Origin of the sequence: Nonomuraea sp. 3N208, assembly GCF_052245935.1 — a bacterium.
In the GTDB taxonomy this organism is placed as follows: Bacteria; Actinomycetota; Actinomycetes; order Streptosporangiales; family Streptosporangiaceae; genus Nonomuraea.
The window spans coordinates 49,976-68,687 of record NZ_JBQQBR010000058.1; the positions used below are offsets into that span (position 1 = coordinate 49,976).

The window sequence follows — 18,712 nt, forward strand, 5'->3', positions numbered from 1 at the left end:
TCAGGATGCTTCGAAGGCGGCGGCCACGGCCGTGCGGACCTCGTCCATGGAGGCCGTGCCCAGCTCGCGGTTGAGCGAGGTCATGTCCACGTCCGGCATCCCGCAGGCGATCGCCCAGTTCCAGGGCGTCAGGTCGCCGTCCACGTTGAGCGCGAATCCGTGGCTGGTGACTCTCCGGCTCTGCCGCATCCCGATCGAGATGATCTTCCGGCCGGTTTCCACAGTCCAGACGCCGGTGAGCAGCTCGGACCCCGGCGGCGTGTCACGCCGCTCGGCCGGCAAGCCCAGCTTGCCCAGCGCCTCCACCAGCCGCAGCTCCACCTCGCGCACGTAGTCGACGATGCCCTGGTCCTCATCCAGCTTGACGATCAGGTAGCCGACGAGCTGGCCCGGCCCGTGGTAGGTGAGCTGCCCGCCACGGCCCGTCTCGACCACCGGGATGCCGCGCGTGGGGTCGGGCAGGTGGGTGAGCGGCGTGCGGCGGCCGATGGTGTAGACGGCCGGATGGCTGAGCAGCCAGAGCGTGTCCGGCCGCTCGTCCCGCTGGCGCTGCCCGACGAGGTCGGTCATGCGCTCCATCGCCGTGTCGTAGTCGACGAGATCATCCTGAACGAGTGTCAGCGGCCTTGCCCTCATGCTTCGAGGATAAGACGCCTCCCGGACACCGGCGCACGCACATCCCGGCTGGCAGCGGGGGCGCCTGCGCGGGTATCGGGACCCGCCCTACTCCGACAGAACCTGGCGGAGTGTGACGGCGAAGGCGTCCGGGTCGCCCTTGTAGCCGAACTCGCCGCCGAGAAAGCCGCCGTGGTGGCTGGGGAAGGTCACGGGCTTCGTGCCGAGCCGTTCGGCGACCGCCACGCCGGCGCGGTGGGCCATCTCGCCCTCCGATTCGGCGCCGACGCCGACGACGATGCGGGTCGGCGCCGCGCGTAGCGCCTCGAAGTCGTGCTGGTAGTGCGTACAGGTCATGAGGTTCTGCCGGAACAGCACGTCGTCGCGGGAACCGTCGTCTTCCGCCGGCATCCCGACGTCGGCGGGGTTCGGAACGGGCAGATCGGCGAAATTGGTTGGGATCTGGCCGCGCAGGCTGCTGATCGCGATGAACTTCGCCATCGCCGGTCCGAAGCCGTCCCGGTCGTACGTCTGGCGGATGTCCGCCACCGCCGCCAGAGCCTGCTCCCGGTCCGGCAGGACCTGGGCGGCCGGGGGCTCATGGGCCACGAGCATGCGGACCTGCTCCGGATGCCGGGCCACCAGCGCCAGCGCGTTGACGGCGCCGCCGCTGCTGGCGAAGATGTCCACCGGCCCGCCGCCGAGCGCGGTGATCAGCCGGTGCAGGTCGTCGCCGTGCTGCTCAGGCGTCGACTCCGCGCCGCCGTCGGTCCGCTGGCTCCGGCTGATCCCTCGCGGGTCATAGGTCACCACCGTACGATCCTGGAAGTGCCCGGCCAGGCTGGCGAACCCGCTGGCGTCCATCGGCGATCCGATCATCAACAGCGTCGCGGCGGTGCTCGTTGTGGACTCCCGTACGTCATAGGCGAGAGTCGCGCCGGGGACCTCTAGGGTGTGGGACTTGGGCTCGCTCGTCATGTGGTCGCTCCTTCTCGATGCCTGTGATGGAGACCAGTGGGAGCGGCGAAACTCATCGCCGTCCGACCCGCATATCCTCCAGGAAAACGGCGAGGAGAGGTCCGCACGCGTACCGAGGTCGAGGACCCGCGCGGGAAGCGCGCCTGAGCTTCTGTGGCGCGGCGCGCCCCCTCGCGAGTCCTTCGGGGTGGGCTCCCGTCAACCGCCTACCGGGCAGCGGGCGGGGCCGTGCGGTAGCCCTTGGGCTCCTCCGGAATGAGGATCCACATGACGACGTAGACGACCCACAGCGGCCCCGGGATGAGGGACAGGAGCAGCCAGAGGATCCGGACGAGAGTGGGCGGCAGGCCCATCTTGTCGGCGAGGCCCCCGCAGACCCCCGCTATGATCCTGTGCTCTCGTGAGCGGTACATGATTGATCCCTCCGTGAATGACGACCTACCTGGAAAACGGACAGCCAGGCCGCAGGACTCCCGCTAAGAACCCTGAGAAAACCCTGTAAGGGTCAGCCATTCACGTGCCATGCCCAGATGGCGGCTGGTCAGTCCGCGTACGGGGTCGACGTGGACGAGCAGGAAATCTTCCAGACCCCGATGCACCCTGAGATACTCCTCGTCCTCCGCCCATATCTGGTCGTCGAACCAGACGAACGGGCGGCGGCCGGCGTACGCCGCCACGCATGGGGTTTTGAACAGTTCGCCGTACTCGCTCCGCGGGGGCGGCGGGAAGTCCGGGGTCACGGGGATGACGGGGAGTGAGGGCAGGCCGATCCGGGGGGCGATCCAGTCGTTGGCATGGTGGCCCCAGGTGGTCGCCCAGACCAGCTCCGCCCCGGTGGCCAGCGCCAGGTCGCGGAGGCGGCGGCCATGCCTGGGGTTGAGGTGGACGGTGTAGAGCTCGCCGTCGACGGTGCACCGGTAGCGGCGGAAGTCGGGGGTGGGCCGGCCCATGGGGTTGAGCACCCCGTCCACGTCGAGCAGCAGGAGGGGCTTCACGTCACCGCTCCGGCCATCGCATCCCGCGCGCGATATTCCTGCGGGCTGATCCCCCGCACCCGTTTGAAGGCCGCGCTGAGCGCGAAAGGGCTGCCGTACCCGACCTTTCTGGCGACGGACCCGATCGTGGCGTCGGGCTCGCGCAGCAGGTCGGCGGCCAGGGCGAGGCGCCAGTCGGTGAGGAAGGACATCGGCGGCTCGCCGACCAGTTCGGTGAAGCGCCGGGCCAGTGACGCCCTCGACACGCCGACCTCGGCGGCCAGGGCGGCGACCGTCCACGGGTGGGCGGGGTTGTTATGCAACATCCGCATGGCCTTGCCGACCACCGGGTCGCTCATGGCGCGGTACCAGGCCGGCGCCTCATGGGTGGCGAACCACGACCGCAGCACCGCGATGAGCAGCAGGTCGAGCAGCCGGTCCAGGACCGCCTCCTGCCCCGGCTCGTCCTTGACGATCTCGGCGCCGAGCAGCGCGGCGATCGGCCCGCCGGGCTGGACGATCACTGGGGGCAGTGCCTCCAGCAGTCGTCTGCTGACCTCGCCTTCCATGGTGTAGGCGCCGGTCAGCATCACGGTGTCGCCGTCGGGGTTGTCGCCCCACGTCCGCACGCCCAGGTCCATGGCCTGCGCGAGCGACTCGCCGTCGAGTGTGGTGCAGTGCTCGCCTGGGTGGATCACGATCTGCGGCTTGGTGCCGGGATCGTCGGCCAGCGTGTACGGCTCCGGCCCCCGGTTGATCACGACCTCGCCCGGCCCGACGCGTACCGGCTCGCCATTGTCGGGCACCACCCACGCCTGCCCGCGCACCACCGCGGTGGCCGCCAGCGGCGCCTCGTCCTGGATGCGCAGCGACCAGGGCGAATCGAGGATCACGCGAAGCAGGAAGGCGCCACGGGCACGTGGGCCGTCGAGCAACGCCGCGAGCTGGTCCATGGCCAGACGATCGCATATGGGATTGCGCTTCTCAACCATGGAGAGTCTGCCGCGTACGGCGGCTTACTAGACGCATGACGACTTTGGTAACCAGCGGCACGGGCAAGACCGGCCGCCGCGTGGCCGACCGGCTCACCGCTCTCGGCCTGCCCGTACGGATCGGGTCCCGCTCTTCCACACCGCCCTTCGACTGGGCCGACCGCTCCACGTGGCCGGCCGCGCTCGACGGCGTCTCGGCCGTCTACCTCGCCTACTACCCGGACCTGGCCTTCCCGGGCGCGTACGACGACATCAAGGCCTTCACCGACCTCGCGGTACGCAACGGGGTGCGGCGGATCGTCCTGCTGTCGGGCCGGGGCGAGCCGGAGGCACAGGCCAGTGAGGTGCCCGTGCAGGAGTCCGGCGCGGAGTGGACGATCGTCCGCTGCAGCTGGTTCATGCAGAACTTCAGCGAGGACTTCCTGCTGGAGCCGATGCGCGAGGGCGTCATCGCGCTGCCCGCCGCCGACGTGCCCGAGCCGTTCGTGGACGTCGACGACATCGCCGACGTGGCCGCGGCGGCGCTCAGCCAGGACGGCCATACCGGCAAGCTCTACGAGCTGACCGGGCCGCGCCTGCTGACGTTCGCGCGCGCCGCCGAGGAGCTGTCCCAGGCCACCGGCAGGAAGATCTCGTTCGTCCGGGTGACACCGGAGGAGTACGTGGCCGCGGCCGTCGCGCACGGCTTGCCCCAAGCGGAGGCGGAGAGCCTGTCCGCGATGTTCACCGAGATCCTCGACGGCCGCAACGCGAACGTGAGCCACGGCGTCCAGCAGGCGCTCGGCCGTCCGGCCCGCGACTTCGCGGACTTCGCCAGGGCCAACGCCCACGTCTGGAAGCTCTAGTCGCGCCTGACGCCGGGCCGAGTGGGCGCGTCGACGCCGTCCCGGCGGCCCCGCATGGCTCGACGCCGTCCTACGCGACTCCCTGATCCCGCATTTCCGCTAGCCTCACCCTCGTCACTCCCGTGTACTCGAAAGGTGTCGTCGTGATCGGCTGGTTCGAAGCGGTGATTCTGGGGCTGATCCAAGGACTCACGGAGTTCCTGCCGATCTCCTCCAGCGCCCACATCCGGGTGGTCTCCGCTTTCGCCGGCTGGCAGGACCCGGGTGCGGCGTTCACGGCCGTCATCCAGATCGGCACCGAAACGGCCGTGATCATCTACTTCCGCAAGGAAATCTGGGAGATCATCTCCACCTGGACGCGGTCGTTGTGGAACAAAGAGCTGCGCAGCCACTGGGCGGCCCGCATGGGCTGGTACGTCATCGTCGGCACGCTGCCGATCGGCGTGCTCGGCCTGGTGCTGAAGGACCAGATCGAGACCGTCTTCCGTGACCTGCGCCTGGTGGGCACCACACTGATCGTCTTCGCCCTCATCCTGTGGTTCGCCGACCGCACCGCCCGCAACAAGCTCACGCTGGAGAAGCACCTCAGCTTCACCCACGCCATCGTGTACGGCTTCGCCCAGGCGCTCGCGCTGATCCCCGGCGTGTCTCGATCCGGCGGCACCACCACCGCGGGCCTGCTGCTCGACTACCGCCGCGAGGACGCGGCCAAATACTCGTTCCTGCTGGCCATCCCGGCCGTCCTGGCATCGGGCCTGTTCGAGCTCAGCGAGATCGGCAATGGGCCGGCCCCCGCGTGGGGGCCGACCATCCTCGCCACGATCATCTCGTTCGTCGTCGGCTATCTGGCGGTGGCGTGGTTCCTGCGGTACATCAGCACCCACCGCTTCACCGGCTTCGTGATCTACCGGATCGTGCTCGGGTCCTTCGTCATACTCGCGGTCACCGCCGGCTGGATCCCGCCGCTGGGGTAATACGCCGCCCAGGCCTCGTCACCCATCCTGAGGATCTTCACCCCGACCCAGCCGAGTGCCACGACGGGCGCGGTCCAGAAGGGCACGACCGCGGGGCCGTACGGGACGGCGAAGGACCCGAGGTAGCCGGCGGCCACGACGAGCGGCACCCACCAGCCCGTGAACCCGGCCCGCCACACGGCGACCATCACCACCGGCAGGCCGAAGAGCCCGAAGAACATCCACGGCAGCTGGTAGCCGAAGATCACCCCCGGCAGGCCCATCATCTCGTCGAAGATCTGCGTCGCCCGCTCGGGCGAGTAGTGCTGCCCGAGCCACCACTCCACCGGGTCGCCCATCAGCAGGGCGGACAGGGCGAGGTACCCGAGCATCGTCAGCGCGCCCGCCACGTGGCCGAGCAACGTGGCTTTGCGCCTGGTCAGGTGCACCAGGCCGAGCACGGCGACGGCCATGAGCATCCAGCTCCAGTGGTAGAGGACGGACTGGGTCTGGGCGAGGGCGGGGTTGTCGCCGAAGCTGACGGCCTCCCGGTCGTCGCCCCAGGTGCCCGGGTCGACGGCGACGGCGATGGCCTGGAGCAGGGGGGCCACGATCAGCAGGACGCCAGCCGTGACGCGGCGGAAAGTCACCTGGTTGTTCAACATGGCGCCGACGGTAGGCGCGGAGCCTGCCCGCGGTCGTCCACCTGCTGGAGGACCGCTCGTCCCCTGCCAGGTGGAGAAGATCAGGCGGTGCGTCGGGCGGAGATCGCCGCCGGGCGGGAGGTGAAGCCGGGGCTGTCGCCGGGCCTGGAAGCGCGGCCGGCCCTCCGTCGTCCGGAGGCCGGCCGCGCCGGTGCGTCACACCGCAACGGGCGTGCGGGGAGCGACGACGGTGGGCTGGGGGCGGCGGCCCGGCAGGGCGAGCAGGACCAGGCCCAGCAGCGCCCACAGGGTCAGGACGCCCACCGGGGTCCACAGGGCCGCGCCGTCGAAGAAGACCGTGTTGCGTACCGCCTCGGCGGCCGGTCCGATCGGCAGGAACTGCCCGATGGCGGCGTACCACTCCGGGATGTACCGCGCCCCGAGCGGCCCGCCGCTGGCCGGCAGCCCGATCGGGATGAACAGCAGCGCCGCCACCCCCACCCCGGGTACGCCGAGGAGCTTGCGCAGCCCTGCCACCACGAGCCCGATCGCCAGCGAGATGCCTGACGACACCAGCACCAGCCAGCCGAACCGTCCCGGCAGCGCCCCGAACACCGTGTCGGCGAGCCACGCGTTGCCCGTGCCCGCCACCAGTGAGCCGGCCACCAGCACGCCGAGCCGCCCGCCCAGACCGAGCCCGGGCGCGACCTGGAACATCAGCACGGCCAGCGCGATGCCCGGCAGGACCAGCGCGAGCACGTAGAACATGCCGGAGATGCCGCCGGAGTCGCCGGGCGGCAGCGGTGCCGCGTCCTCCACTTGCAACGGACGCCCCTGCGCCTGAGCCGCCGCCTGGAAGGCAGAGGTGATGACCGTGGCGCCGGTACGTCCGCCGGCACTGGCCACGATCAGCTTGCCCTCCTGCGGCACGAGCACCGCGTCCACTTCCCTGTCCAGCAGGGCAGCCCGCGCGACGTCGGCCGTGGTGTACTCGCTCAGCGCGAAGGCCCCCTCCTTGCGCTGGTCGATGCCCGCCTGGAGCTGCGCGACCTGCTCACCGGGAGCGACGACCGCGACGGGTACGCCGTGCGGCTCCGGCTGGTGGAACGCGCCGAGGAACGACCCCGCGAAGAGCATCCCCAGCAGGGTGACCCCGACCACGAGGCCGATGATCTTTCCCATCTTTTTCACCACCTGATGACTTCATCGATGTTGAATTCTACGGTAGATGAATTCCACGTGGTTGAATAGCCCCATGGCCGATGAACGAGGAAGACGACCGGGTAGCCCGCAGACGAGGGACGAGATCCTGGAGGCCGCGATCGCCGCCTTCCTCGCCAAGGGCTATCGCGACACCACGATCAGGGGCGTGGCGCGGGAGGCAGGCGTCGACCCGGCGCTTGTGATGCACTTCTTCGGCAACAAGGACGGGCTGTTCGAGGCGGCGATCAACGGCAGCATGCCGGTCACGTTGATGGTGGCGGCCCTCGACGGCGACGAGGAGCACATCGCCGAGCGGCTCTGCAGGAGATACGTGGAGCTATGGGAGGATCCGGCGCACGGCCCGAGGATGTCGGCCGTGCTGCACGCGGCCACCGCCACCCCGGCGGCGGCCGACCTGCTGAAGCACCTGATGCGCACGGAGTTGCTCGGCCCCATCGCCCGGCGGCTGTCCCGCGACCATGCCGAGGTCCGGGCGCTGCTGGCGGCCTCGCAGCTGGTCGGCATCGCGATGCTCCGCTATGTACTCAAGGTGGAGCCGCTGGCGTCGATGCCCGCCGACGTGCTCGCGGCCGCCGTCGCGCCGACCCTCCAGCGTTACCTGACAGGTGCGCTCTCCCTGGAGGAGATCGCCGCCTCGCGGTAGGTGGTCATCGTGAACAGCAGCGTCACCAGCCCGAACGCGGTGGCCAGCACGATCACGCCCGCCCTGCCGTACCAGTCGAGCGCCGCGCCGCCGGCGAGCCCGGCCACGAACAGCCCGAGGTACTGCGCGGACGACAGCAGCCCCAGCCCGACCGGCACGTTGCCGGGCACCGCGGCGACGGTCCTGAACTGCTGGGCGGGCACCACGAGCCAGCCGAGCGCACCCCACAGGAACGCCCAGACGAGCGCGATCGGCAGGGCGAGGTTCGCGACGGGGATGAGGGCCAGGAACACGGTGGACGCGGCAAGGCCCAGAATGATCATCCTGCGAGGGCCGTACATGTCGGTGAGGCGCCCGCCGAGTTGGTTGCCGACGACGCCGCCAAGCCCCCACGCCCACAACACCGCAGGCAGCGGCAGGTCGAACAGTGACCCGATGTAGGTGTACGCGGTGAATCCCGCCGCGAACAGCAACAGCTGAGTAACCAGCACCGCCAGCACCCGCCGGTCACCGAGCGGCGTGAAACGCTCCTTGAGCCGCCCCGATGCGGGGATCCTGAGCTCGGGCACCACGGCCGCCACCCAGGCGAGTCCGACCACCCCGAGCCCCACCACCAGCCAGATCGTGGCCCGCCAGCTCGTGGCCGTGCCCAGCCAGGTGCCGAGCGGCACCCCGATCGCCGACGAAACACTCAACCCGCCTATGACCAGCGCCAGCGCCCGGCCCCGGCGCTCCGGGGCGGTCAGCGCGTTCGCCACGCCTGACGCGGTCGGCGTGAACATGGCCGCCCCGATGGCGGCGATCACACGGGTGGCCAGGACCAGTGGATACGTCGGCGCCAGCGCGGTCAGCACGTTGCCCAGCACGAAGATGCCGATGGCCAGGAGCAGCAACCGCTTGCGCGGCAGGCGGGCGGTCAGGGCGGCGAGCGGGGGCGACAACACCGCGTACGCCAGCGCGAAGACCGTCATCAGCTGCCCGGCCGCCGACGGCGAGATCGCCAGATCCGCCGAGATGGGCGGCAAGAGTCCGGCAGTCACGAACATGCCAGTACCGATCGCGAAATTTCCGACAGCCAGCGGAAAGAGCCGCCCACTCATGAAGCCTCCAGCGAATGTTGGATGCCCATCAAACTGTCTTATAGTTGGATTGTTGTCAAACCATAAGACGGAGGTAGGGTTCACGCATGCGTCTGCTACCGCATCCCGCCACCGAGGACATCGAGCTCACGGAGGTCCTGCGGGCGCTGGCCGACCCCGTCCGGCTGGAGATCGTCGCCCGGCTGTCCGTGGCCGGCGAATTGAACTGCACGGTCGCCGGCGACGACCTCGGCGTGCACAAGTCGACGGCCTCACACCATTACCGGACGCTGCGCGAGGCGGGTGTGGTGCTCACCAAGCAGGAGGGCAGGCTCAAGTTCATGAGCTTGCGCCGCGACGACCTGGAGTCCCGCTTCCCCGGACTGCTCGACTCGATCCTGACCGCGACGCTCTCCCAGCCCGCCGCATTCGCCCGCCCCGTCCCGACACGTATCGAGTCCGACGCAGCCGGCCGGCTCTGACGCATACGACAGCCATGACCGCTCCCGACACGCTGCCCATCCACGACGTCCTGCCCGAGCTCCTCGCCGTGCTCGATCGGCACGGCACCGCGGTGCTGACCGCCCCGCCCGGCACGGGCAAGACGACAGTGGTGCCCCTGGCGCTGGCCGAGGCGGGCATGCGGGTGCTGGTGGCCGAGCCGCGGCGGCTGGCCGTACGCGCGGCGGCCCGGCGGATGGGCGTGAGCTACACGATCCGCGGCGAGCGGCACACGGGCGCGAACCCCATGGTCGAGGTGGTCACGACCGGCGTGCTGCTCCAGCGGCTCCAGCGGGACCAGGAACTGGCCGGGGTGGACGCGGTCATGCTGGACGAGTGCCACGAGCGGCACCTGGACGCCGACACGGCTCTGGCGTTCCTCCTGGACGTGCGCGACACGCTCCGCCCCGACCTGCGCCTCATCGCCACCTCGGCCACCGCCGACGCCGCGCCGTGGTCCCGTCTGCTCGGCGGCCCGGTGGTGACGGCCACCGGGGCGGTGTACCCGGTCGAGACGGTGTGGGCCCCACCTCAGCGCCCGGTCGCCCCGCCGCACGGGCTGCGCGTCGATCCCGCGCTCCTGTCCCACGTGGCCTCCGTGGTCCGCCGTGCCCTGGCCGAACACGACGGGGACGTGCTGTGTTTCCTCCCGGGCGTGGGCGAGATCGCCAAGGTGGCGGCGACGCTCTCCGACGTTCCGGAGATCCTGCAGGTGCACGGCCAGGCCCCGGCTCACGTCCAGGATGCCGTCCTGTCGGCGGGGGCGGCGCGCCGGGTGGTCCTCGCCACCTCCGTCGCCGAGTCCAGCCTGACCGTTCCCGGCGTCCGGGTGGTCGTGGATTCCGGCCTGGCGCGTGAGCCGCGTACGGACCATGCCCGGGGTCTCGGGTCGCTCACCACGGTCAGGGTCTCCAAGGCGGCCGCCGGCCAGCGGGCGGGCCGCGCGGGCAGGGAAGCCCCTGGGACGGTGTACCGGTGCTGGGCCGCCGCCGATCACGAGCGCCTGGCCGACCATCCGCGTCCCGAGATCGCGCTGGCGGACCTGACCGGGTTCGCGCTGCAGGCGGCGTGCTGGGGCGACCTGGACGCATCGGGACTGGCGCTCCTGGATCCGCCACCGCCTGCGGCGATGTCCGCCGCCGCCCGCACGCTGGCCGAGCTCGGCGCTCTCGGGCCGGATGCCAGGGTGACGGAGCGCGGGCGGCGGATGGCGCTCGCCGGCGTGCATCCTCGCCTGGCCAGGACGCTGCTGGATCTAGGCCCGCGCGCCGCCGAGGTCGTGGCCCTGCTGTCCGAGCAGTTGCCGCGCGACGCGAGCGACGACCTCGTGGAGGTCTGGCGCGCGGCCCGCCGCGGCGGATCGGGCTTCGCCGCCCGCTGGCGCCAGGAGACCCAGCGCCTGCGCAGAGCGGCGTCCCAGGCCCGTAGCACGGAACCGCAGGCGTCCCAGGCCCGCAGCACGGAATCGCAGGCGACCCAGGCCCGCAACCTGGAGTCATCGGCGAGCCGGCCGGGCGATCGGGAGCCGGCGGCCGGCGCGGCCGGCGGCGCAACCGAGCAGGACGTGCTCGCCGGGATGGCCGTGGCGCTGGCGTTCCCTGAGCGGGTGGCGCGCCGTCGCGGCGGCGGGTATCTCATGGCATCCGGCACCCGGGCCCAGCTGCCCGAGGGCTCCCGGCTGCAGACCGCCGAGTGGCTGGCCATCGCGGTCGCCGACCGCCCCACAGGGTCGGCGTCGGCCCGCATCAGGCAGGCGGTCGCGATCGACGAGGACACTGCCAGGCTGGCCCACCCCACCACGACAGAAGACGAGGTCGAGTGGCGGGTCCCGCCGGGTGAGCGGCGCGGCGACGTGTCCGCCCGCACGGTCGAGCGCATGGGCGCCATCGAGCTGTCCTCGACCCCGCTCAAGGACGCCGACGTCCGCGAGGCCATCCTGTACGGCCTGCGCACCGAGGACGTCCTGACCTGGACGAAACAGGCCAAGGACCTCAGGGCCCGCCTGGCCTTCTGCCACCGCGCGGTCGGCGCCCCATGGCCCTCGATGGACGCGCTCATCGACCTGGCCGACCAGTGGCTGGAGCCCGAGCTGTCGAGGGCCCGCCGCCGCGCCGACCTGGAACGCCTCGACGTCGCGCAAGCGCTCAAACGCCTGATCCCGTGGAGCGAACGCCTGGAGAACGTCGCCCCCGAGCGCATCGAGGTGCCCAGCGGCTCCCACATCAGGATCGACTACTCGGGCGAGCAGCCGGTGCTGGCGGTGAAGCTGCAGGAGCTGTTCGGCTGGCAGGAGACACCCGAGATCGCGGGCGTGCCGGTCCTGGTGCACCTGCTCTCCCCAGCCGGCCGCCCGGTGGCGGTCACCGCGGACCTGGCGTCCTTCTGGCGGGACGGCTACCGTTCCGTACGCGCCGAACTCCGCGGCCGCTACCCCAAACACCCCTGGCCGGAGGACCCCCTGACCGCCGTACCCACGAACCGGATCCGCCGATGACGATCGTCGATCTGGCCGCCCGTGACAACGCCGAGTGGTGCGGCACCATGTGCCGCGCGCACGGCCTCCCCGGCACGTTCGCCGAACGGGCCTGGACCAACGCCGCCAGGACACCACGGCCGGCCCGCTCCGCGTCTGGCTGAAGAGCTAACGCAGATCCTCCAAGGTCGGATTCTCCAGCAGGGGAAACGTCTCCGTACCGACCCCCACGTCCTTGAACCCGCTGGACGTGGCGATGCACACGACCGGCCCGTCGAAGTCGCGCCGCAACTGCCGATAACCGGCCAGGCCCGCCGCCCCGGACAGCTCCTGCCACATGCCCTGCCGCGCCAGGGCACGCTGCGCCTGCCGCATCTCGTCATCCGTCACCAGCACCGCCTCGCCACCGCTCTCCCGCACGGCCAGCACGCCTCGGTGCCCGCCCACGGGCCCCGCGATGCCGTACGCGTCGCTGTGCCCCAAATCGACGATCGCGGCAGGCGCGCCGGTGGCCAGCGCCCGCGCATGGGGCCCGCCGGCGGCCGTCTCGCAGGAGAACATCCGGGGCGCGGCGCCGGTCAGCCCCAGCAGCCGCAGCTCGGTGAACCCCTTCCACACCCCGTAGAGCAACTCGGCGTACCCGGTGGGCGCGAAGACCGCCGCGGGAACCTCGCCGAGCTGCAGGAACACCTCGTACGCGATCGTCTTGTATCCCTCGGGCCCGAACGGGTGCCCGGTGTGCGTGACGGTCTGGTTGCTGACCGGGTGGTATCCGAGCCGGTCCACGACGTCCCGCAGCAACGGCCACCTGGCCTCGACGGGCACGGAGACAACGCGGGCCCCGTACGCACGGGCGAACGCCTGCACGGCAGGCGGCGAACCGGCCGAGGTCAGCACGATCGCGGGCAGTCCGGCCCGCGCGGCGTAGGCGGCGGCCGAGGCCCCGTGGTTGCCCGACGAGGCCACGACCACGCCGGGCGCGCCTGCGGCGACGGCGGCGCTGACCACGACGCGGTTGAGCCGGTCCTTGTGCGACCAGGTCGGGTTCCGCGACTCGTCCTTGATGAAGATCCCGTCGAACTCGACCAGCGGCGTCCCGCCCTCCCCCAGCGTCGGGGCGTCCAGCGGCGGCAGCAGCGGCGACCAGCGCGCGATGTCCGTCCCCGGCTCCTGGTCGAACAGCCGCGTGTCCACCTGCGCGTAGTCGTACACGACCTCAAGCGGATAGGCGATCTCATCGGTGCTGGTCTTGGGGCAGCCCCGGGTCAGCGGCGGGAACAGCGGGAACTCGGTCGATCGGTCTCCGAGGGAACGTTGGCCGGTGGCGAGCGATGTGCTGTTCACGCGTTCCAACCTTACTCTCGCAACCAGGTGCGAAAGGCTGCACACTCTAGACATGTTGTGGGCAGGCAGGACCGCCACCGAGATCGCGACGGCCGTCCGGCACGGCGATGTCTCGGCCACGACGGTCGTCGAGGAGCATCTACACGTCATCTCCGAACGGGACCCCGAGGTGGGGGCGTTCCGGCTGGTCAGGGAGCAGGCCGTGGAGGAGGCGCAGGCCGTGCAGAAACGTCCCGACCTGGCGGAATTGCCGCTGGCCGGCGTTCCTGTGGCGGTGAAGGACAACCTGGAGGTGGCGGGCGAGGCCACGCGCGGCGGCTCCGCCGGCACCGCGGACCTGCCCGCACGGGCGGACCACGCGACGGTCGCGCGGCTGCGTGCGGCCGGCGCGGTGGTCGTCGGCCTGACCAACCTGCCCGAGCTGGGGCTCGTCGCGTTCGGCGACAGCGCGTACGGCATCGTGCGCAACCCCTGGGACCGGACCCGCACGACCGGCGGCTCGTCCTCGGGCAGCGCCGCGGCCGTGGCGGCGGGCATGGTGCCGATCGCGCTCGGCAACGACGGCATGGGCTCGCTGCGTATCCCGGCGGCGGCCTGCGGCGTGCTGGCCATCAAACCGGGCGCGGGCGTGGTGCCTCCGCCGGCCAACGACTGGAATCGGCTGACGGAGAACGGCCCGCTGGCCACGACCGCTTCCGACCTGTCGCTCGCGCTGTCCGTGCTGGCCGCCGACCCGTCGCTGGCCGAGGCGTGGCGTGGCGGCCGCCGGGTGGATCCGCGCCCGCCCATGCTGCGTTCGGTCTGGGCGGACGATGAGGAGGTGTGGGAGCCGCAGCCGCCGCCGGACAGCCCGGAGCCGTTCGACCTGCGGGTGGCGTACGCGCCTCAGCCGCTGCCGATCGGCCTGCCCATAGACAAGGAGTTCCAGGCGGCGGTGCGCGCGGCGGCGGAGACGTTACGGGTTGCCGGGCACACGGTGGTCGAGCACGGCCACCGGCTGCCTGCCTGGCTGGGCCCCGCGACGATCGCCACCTGGCTCAGCCAGGCCGCGACGGCGGCTGACGATCTGGACAGCCGGAGTGTGGAGCGGCGCACCCGGGCGCTGGCCCGCGCCGGCCGGGTGCTGGCCCGGCTGAAGCTGAACGGCGTACGCGGCCGCGAACGCTGGAGCGCCTACCGGGCCGATCAGTGGTTCGGTGACGCGGACGTGCTGGTCACGCCCGCGCTGGGCACCGTACCGCCCAGGGCGGAGCGCTGGGGCGAGCGCGGGCTGCTGCGCAACGTGCTGGCGAACGTCAGGTTCGCCCCCGCCACGAGCGCCTGGAACATGTGCGGCTGGCCCGCGATCTCCGTGCCCATTGCCACACACTCCAGCGGCCTGCCGATCGGCGTGCAGCTCATCGCCCCGCCCGGCGGCGAGCCGCAGCTGCTCGGCCTGGCCGCCCAGCTCCAGTCCGCCCATCCACCGGTGCGGCCACGCGGCTATAACTGATGCTTCCGGCTGCCGGCGGATCCATCTCTTGGACTTCTCGGTCCTGCCTTCGCATCCTGGAATACTCGGCGGCGCGCCGGCTCCGTGGGCCACCGGCGGGCGGGTGCTCAACTGCCGAGTGGGACCCGCGGAACATGTTCCGCGGGAACCACAACATTCCCCGGCCTGAGCCGGACTCAGATCCCGACCGGGTGCCAGACGGTCTTGGTCTCCAGGAACCGTGTCATCCGCCCGATGCCGGGGTCGGCCGTCCAGTCCTCCTGAGCGGGGCGCAGAACCCGCTTGAGGTTCTCCGCCGCCGCCTGCTCGCAGCGCAACGCCAGGTCGGCGTCCGCCACCCCGGTCAGGTCGAGCCCGTTGACGTCCATATGGGCCGCCAGCCAGGGCGCGAGCTCGGCCTGCCGCCCGGTGAGGACGTTCACCACGCCGCCCGGCAGGTCGGACGTGGCCATCACCTCGGCCAGGGTGATCGAGGCGAGCGGGGACGGCTCTGAGGCCACGACCACGCAGGTGTTCCCGGTGACGATCACCGGGGCGACCACCGACACCAGCCCGAGCAGCGGGTCGGCGGGCGCGACGATCGCGACCACCCCGGTCGGCTCGGGCGATGACAGGTTGAAGTAAGGACCGGCGACCGGGTTGGCCGCCCCGCGCACCGAGGCGATCTTGTCCGACCACCCCGCGTACCAGACCATCCGATCCACCGCGGCGTCCACCGCCTCCAGCGCCGCCCTCTTGCCGCCCTGTCTAGCCGGGGCGAGCTCCTCGGCGAACTGGGCGCGCCGCCCCTCCAGCATCTCGGCGACGCGGTAGAGGATCTGCCCCCGGTTGTAGGGGGTCGCGCCCGACCAGCCGGGGAACGCCTTGCGCGCGGCCACCACGGCGTCCCGGGCGTCCTTCCGCGAGGCCTGCGAGGCGTTGGCGAGGAATTCGCCCTTGGGCGAGGTCACGGGGTAGGACCTCCCACTCTCAGAGCGCGGGAACGCCCCGCCGATGTACAGCTTGTAGGTCTTTCTGACGGACAGCCGGCTCATCGACCCTCCTGCGAGGTCTGGACGGGAACGAAGACCTGGCCGCACCGGCTCACGCCGCAGCGGTGGGCGTACCAGCCGGTGCGCACGGGACGGCCGGCCCGTGCGAAAGCGTGGCCTCGGGTCGCCTGCACACGCCGTTTCCTGCGCCCGAAGCGGCGATGCTCACACGTCAAGGTAGGCCTCCAACCCGAGCAGCCCGCCCTCGCGGCCGTACCCGGACTCCTTGTAACCGCCGAAGGGGGAGGCGGGGTCGAACTTGTTGAACGTGTTGGCCCACACGACGCCGGCCCGGAGCTTGTCGGCCATCCACAGGATGCGCGAGCCCTTCTCGGTCCAGATGCCCGCGGACAGCCCGTAGGGGGTGTTGTTGGCCTTCTCGACGGCCTCGGCCGGAGTGCGGAAGGTCAGCACGGAGAGCACCGGGCCGAAGATCTCGTCCCTGGCGATCGTGTGTGACTGCGCGACCCCGGTGAAGATGGTCGGCGGGAACCAGAAGCCCTTGTCCGGCAACTCGCACGCCGGCGACCAGCGCTCGGCGCCCTCCGACTCCCCGATCTGGGACAGCTCCCGGATCTTGGCGAGCTGGTCGGCGGAGTTGATCGCGCCGACGTCGGTGTTCTTGTCCAGCGGGTCGCCGACCCGCAGCGTGCCGAGCCTGCGCTTGAGCGAGTCGAGCAGCTCGTCCTGGATCGACTCCTGCACCAGCAGCCGCGAGCCCGCGCAGCACACGTGCCCCTGGTTGAAGAAGATGCCGTTGACGATGCCCTCGACCGCCTGGTCGATGGCGGCGTCCTCGAACACGATGTTCGCGGCCTTGCCGCCCAGCTCCAGCGTCAGCTTCTTGTCGGTGCCCGCCACCATGCGCGCGATGATCCGGCCGACCTCGGTGGAGCCGGTGAAGGCCACCTTGTTCACGTCGGGGTGCGCGACCACGGCGGCGCCGGTGTCGCCCGCGCCGGTCACGATGTTGACCACACCCGGCGGCAGGTCGGCCTGCCGGCAGATGTCGGCGAACAACAACGCGGTCAGCGGCGTGGTCTCGGCCGGCTTGAGCACGACCGTGTTGCCGCAGGCCAGCGCGGGCGCGATCTTCCAGGCCAGCATGAGCAGCGGGAAGTTCCACGGGATGACCTGCCCGGCCACGCCCAGCGGCTTGGTCCCGAACCCACCGTACTGGAGCTTGTCGGCCCAGCCCGCATAGTAGAAGAAGTGTGCCGCGACCAGCGGCAGGTCCACGTCCCGCGACTCGCGGATCGGCTTGCCATTGTCCAGCGACTCCAGCACCGCCAGCTCCCGGGCCCGCTCCTGGATGATGCGTGCGATGCGGAACAGGTATTTCGCCCGCTCGGCGCCGGGCAGCGCGCTCCAGACCCCGAACGCCTTGCGCGCCGCCTGCACGGCCCGGTCCACGTCGTCGGACGTGGCGGTGGCGATCTCGGCCAGCTGCTCCTCGGTCGCCGGGTTGATCGTCTTGAACGTGGGACCTGAGCCGTCCACGAACTCGCCGTTGATGAACAGCCCGTACGACGGCTTGATGTCGACGACGTCGCGCGACTCGGGTGCGGGTGCGTACTCGAAGATCGCCATCATCAGTCCAGGGTGAAGTAGTCGGGACCGGCGTATCGCCCGGTGGCCAGCTTTTGGCGCTGCATCAGCAGGTCGTTGAGCAGCGACGAGGCACCCAGCCTGAACCAGTCGGGCGTCAGCCAGTCGTCGCCGGCCGTCTCGTTGACCAGCACCAGGTTCTTGATCGCGTCCTTGGTGGTGCGGATGCCGCCCGCGGGCTTGACGCCCACCTGGCGGCCCGTCGCGTCGCGGAAGTCGCGCACCGCCTCGAGCATGATCAGCGTGACGGGCGGTGTGGCCGCGGGGGACACCTTGCCCGTGGAGGTCTTGATGAAGTCGGCGCCCGCCAGCATCGCCAGCCACGACGCCCGCCGCACGTTGTCGTAGGTCGCCAGCTCGCCGGTCTCCAGGATCACCTTCAGGTGCGCCGCGCCGCACGCGGCCTTGACCGCGACGATCTCCTCGAAGACCTTCATGTAGTCGCCGGACAGGAACGCGCCGCGATCGATCACCATGTCGATCTCGTCGGCGCCCGCGGCGACGGCCAGCGCCGTGTCGCTCACCTTGACCTCCAGCGATGAGCGCCCGCTCGGGAACGCGGTCGCCACCGAGGCCACCTTCACCCCCGATCCGCGCAGCGTCTCGGCGGCCACGGCGACCATGTCGGGATAAACGCAGACGGCCGCCACCTTAGGGGCGTCGCCGCCGGGGCGCACGGCCTTGGTGCACATCGCGCGCACCTTGCCTGCCGTGTCCGCGCCCTCGAGGGTGGTCAGGTCGACCATGGAAATGGCCAGGTCGATGGCCTTGGCCTTGGCGGTGGTCTTGATCGATCGGGTGCCGAGCATGGCCGCCCGCTGGTCTGCGCCGACCCGGTCGACGCCGGGCAGGCCGTGCAGGAATGCCCGTAGCGTCGCGCCGGTCGCGGCGACGTCCGCGAGCGAAGTCGTCAGAGTTGACACCATCACAGCATCGCCGACCAGGGCCTCCTCCTCCAAACCGGACCACCTTAGGGCGCCGCGCCGCTGGTCCTAGGTATGCCGAGCTGCTTCTACGCCCAGAGATAAGGCATCCACCCGATGTGGCGTACCGGGCCTTAGACCGACTCTTAAGGATGTCAGCAGACGAAAAAGGAGACAGAGTGATGAATCCCGAGATCGAATACGAGCTCATGAAGAGCCACATGAGCGAGCTGCGCAGGGCGGCGGCCGAGCACCGGCGCGTACGCGAGGCGGAGCGGGGCAACAAGTCCGAGCGCCGCTCAGTCTTCGGCAAGCGCCGCTCCTCATGACCGCCCCACGAGAGCCCGGCCACTACCTCCCTCGTGGCCGGGCCTCCATGCCTCCCTAGAACCG

Annotated in this window: 20 protein-coding genes; 8 read left to right on the forward strand and 12 right to left on the reverse strand. The window is 71.0% G+C overall.

Annotation, left to right across the window (positions count from 1 at the left end):
- The 5 genes from lipB to ACTWPT_RS52435 form a co-directional block, all read right to left on the reverse strand.
- A complete protein-coding gene (gene lipB / locus ACTWPT_RS52415) occupies window positions 1-636 on the reverse strand; it encodes a lipoyl(octanoyl) transferase LipB (protein WP_443185062.1) in 636 nt (211 codons plus the stop codon).
- Between the two features lie 87 nt (window positions 637-723).
- Window positions 724-1,593, reverse strand: a complete 870-nt coding sequence (locus tag ACTWPT_RS52420) for an alpha/beta fold hydrolase (protein ID WP_443185063.1) — start codon at window positions 1,591-1,593, stop codon at window positions 724-726.
- Between the two features lie 206 nt (window positions 1,594-1,799).
- Entirely contained in the window at window positions 1,800-2,006 is a 207-nt protein-coding gene (locus tag ACTWPT_RS52425) for a PspC domain-containing protein (RefSeq protein ID WP_443185064.1), read from the reverse strand.
- Between the two features lie 63 nt (window positions 2,007-2,069).
- Window positions 2,070-2,588: an HAD domain-containing protein gene (locus ACTWPT_RS52430; protein ID WP_443185065.1), complete on the reverse strand. Its 519-nt coding sequence runs from the start codon at window positions 2,586-2,588 to the stop codon at window positions 2,070-2,072.
- Window positions 2,585-3,520, reverse strand: coding sequence for an AraC family transcriptional regulator (locus tag ACTWPT_RS52435; RefSeq protein WP_443185066.1), 936 nt, complete (start codon window positions 3,518-3,520; stop codon window positions 2,585-2,587). Before ACTWPT_RS52435 ends, ACTWPT_RS52430 begins: the two co-directional genes overlap by 4 nt.
- A 74-nt stretch (window positions 3,521-3,594) precedes the next feature.
- Here ACTWPT_RS52435 and ACTWPT_RS52440 point away from each other — a divergent pair, with 74 nt between their 5' ends.
- Window positions 3,595-4,404: an NmrA family NAD(P)-binding protein gene (locus ACTWPT_RS52440; protein WP_443185067.1), complete on the forward strand. Its 810-nt coding sequence runs from the start codon at window positions 3,595-3,597 to the stop codon at window positions 4,402-4,404.
- A 143-nt stretch (window positions 4,405-4,547) separates the two neighbouring features.
- Entirely contained in the window at window positions 4,548-5,378 is an 831-nt protein-coding gene (locus tag ACTWPT_RS52445) for an undecaprenyl-diphosphate phosphatase (protein WP_443185068.1), read from the forward strand.
- On the opposite strand, the gene ACTWPT_RS52450 is transcribed toward ACTWPT_RS52445, so the two are convergent.
- Together ACTWPT_RS52450 and ACTWPT_RS52455 are read right to left on the reverse strand one after the other, a co-directional pair.
- The gene (locus tag ACTWPT_RS52450) at window positions 5,309-6,022 is read right to left on the reverse strand and encodes a hypothetical protein (protein ID WP_443185069.1); all 714 of its coding nucleotides are present in this window, start codon (window positions 6,020-6,022) and stop codon (window positions 5,309-5,311) included. The genes ACTWPT_RS52445 and ACTWPT_RS52450 overlap by 70 nt on opposite strands.
- Window positions 6,023-6,217: 195 nt before the next feature.
- The gene (locus ACTWPT_RS52455; RefSeq protein WP_443185070.1) at window positions 6,218-7,183 is read right to left on the reverse strand and encodes a hypothetical protein; all 966 of its coding nucleotides are present in this window, start codon (window positions 7,181-7,183) and stop codon (window positions 6,218-6,220) included.
- Window positions 7,184-7,256: 73 nt separating this feature from the next.
- Here ACTWPT_RS52455 and ACTWPT_RS52460 point away from each other — a divergent pair, with 73 nt between their 5' ends.
- A complete protein-coding gene (locus ACTWPT_RS52460; RefSeq protein WP_443185071.1) occupies window positions 7,257-7,868 on the forward strand; it encodes a TetR/AcrR family transcriptional regulator in 612 nt (203 codons plus the stop codon).
- Here ACTWPT_RS52460 and ACTWPT_RS52465 read toward each other — a convergent pair.
- Window positions 7,820-8,968, reverse strand: coding sequence for an MFS transporter (locus ACTWPT_RS52465; RefSeq protein WP_443185072.1), 1,149 nt, complete (start codon window positions 8,966-8,968; stop codon window positions 7,820-7,822). The genes ACTWPT_RS52460 and ACTWPT_RS52465 overlap by 49 nt on opposite strands.
- A gap of 86 nt (window positions 8,969-9,054) precedes the next feature.
- Between ACTWPT_RS52465 and ACTWPT_RS52470 the strand changes: the two genes are divergently transcribed.
- From ACTWPT_RS52470 to ACTWPT_RS52480, 3 genes are read left to right on the forward strand one after another with little or no spacing between them, the layout of a single operon-like run.
- Complete coding sequence (locus ACTWPT_RS52470) at window positions 9,055-9,429, forward strand: ArsR/SmtB family transcription factor (protein WP_443185073.1); 375 nt, start codon at window positions 9,055-9,057, stop codon at window positions 9,427-9,429.
- 14 nt (window positions 9,430-9,443) lie between these two features.
- Window positions 9,444-11,942, forward strand: coding sequence for an ATP-dependent helicase HrpB (gene hrpB / locus ACTWPT_RS52475; RefSeq protein ID WP_443185074.1), 2,499 nt, complete (start codon window positions 9,444-9,446; stop codon window positions 11,940-11,942).
- Entirely contained in the window at window positions 11,939-12,085 is a 147-nt protein-coding gene (locus ACTWPT_RS52480; RefSeq protein ID WP_443185075.1) for a hypothetical protein, read from the forward strand. Before hrpB ends, ACTWPT_RS52480 begins: the two co-directional genes overlap by 4 nt.
- Window positions 12,086-12,089: 4 nt before the next feature.
- On the opposite strand, the gene ACTWPT_RS52485 is transcribed toward ACTWPT_RS52480, so the two are convergent.
- A complete protein-coding gene (locus ACTWPT_RS52485; protein ID WP_443185076.1) occupies window positions 12,090-13,265 on the reverse strand; it encodes a threonine synthase in 1,176 nt (391 codons plus the stop codon).
- Between the two features lie 52 nt (window positions 13,266-13,317).
- Between ACTWPT_RS52485 and ACTWPT_RS52490 the strand changes: the two genes are divergently transcribed.
- Window positions 13,318-14,757, forward strand: a complete 1,440-nt coding sequence (locus tag ACTWPT_RS52490) for an amidase (RefSeq protein WP_443185077.1) — start codon at window positions 13,318-13,320, stop codon at window positions 14,755-14,757.
- A gap of 176 nt (window positions 14,758-14,933) precedes the next feature.
- Here the strand turns inward: ACTWPT_RS52490 and ACTWPT_RS52495 are convergent, their stop codons facing one another.
- From ACTWPT_RS52495 to deoC, 3 genes are all read right to left on the reverse strand, one after another.
- Window positions 14,934-15,791: an aldehyde dehydrogenase family protein gene (locus ACTWPT_RS52495; RefSeq protein ID WP_443185078.1), complete on the reverse strand. Its 858-nt coding sequence runs from the start codon at window positions 15,789-15,791 to the stop codon at window positions 14,934-14,936.
- Between the two features lie 162 nt (window positions 15,792-15,953).
- Entirely contained in the window at window positions 15,954-17,381 is a 1,428-nt protein-coding gene (locus ACTWPT_RS52500; protein WP_443185079.1) for an aldehyde dehydrogenase family protein, read from the reverse strand.
- A complete protein-coding gene (deoC, locus tag ACTWPT_RS52505) occupies window positions 17,381-18,322 on the reverse strand; it encodes a deoxyribose-phosphate aldolase (protein WP_443185088.1) in 942 nt (313 codons plus the stop codon). Before deoC ends, ACTWPT_RS52500 begins: the two co-directional genes overlap by 1 nt.
- Window positions 18,323-18,501: 179 nt before the next feature.
- Here deoC and ACTWPT_RS52510 point away from each other — a divergent pair, with 179 nt between their 5' ends.
- The gene (locus ACTWPT_RS52510) at window positions 18,502-18,648 is read left to right on the forward strand and encodes a hypothetical protein (protein ID WP_443185080.1); all 147 of its coding nucleotides are present in this window, start codon (window positions 18,502-18,504) and stop codon (window positions 18,646-18,648) included.
- Window positions 18,649-18,712 lie beyond the last annotated feature (64 nt).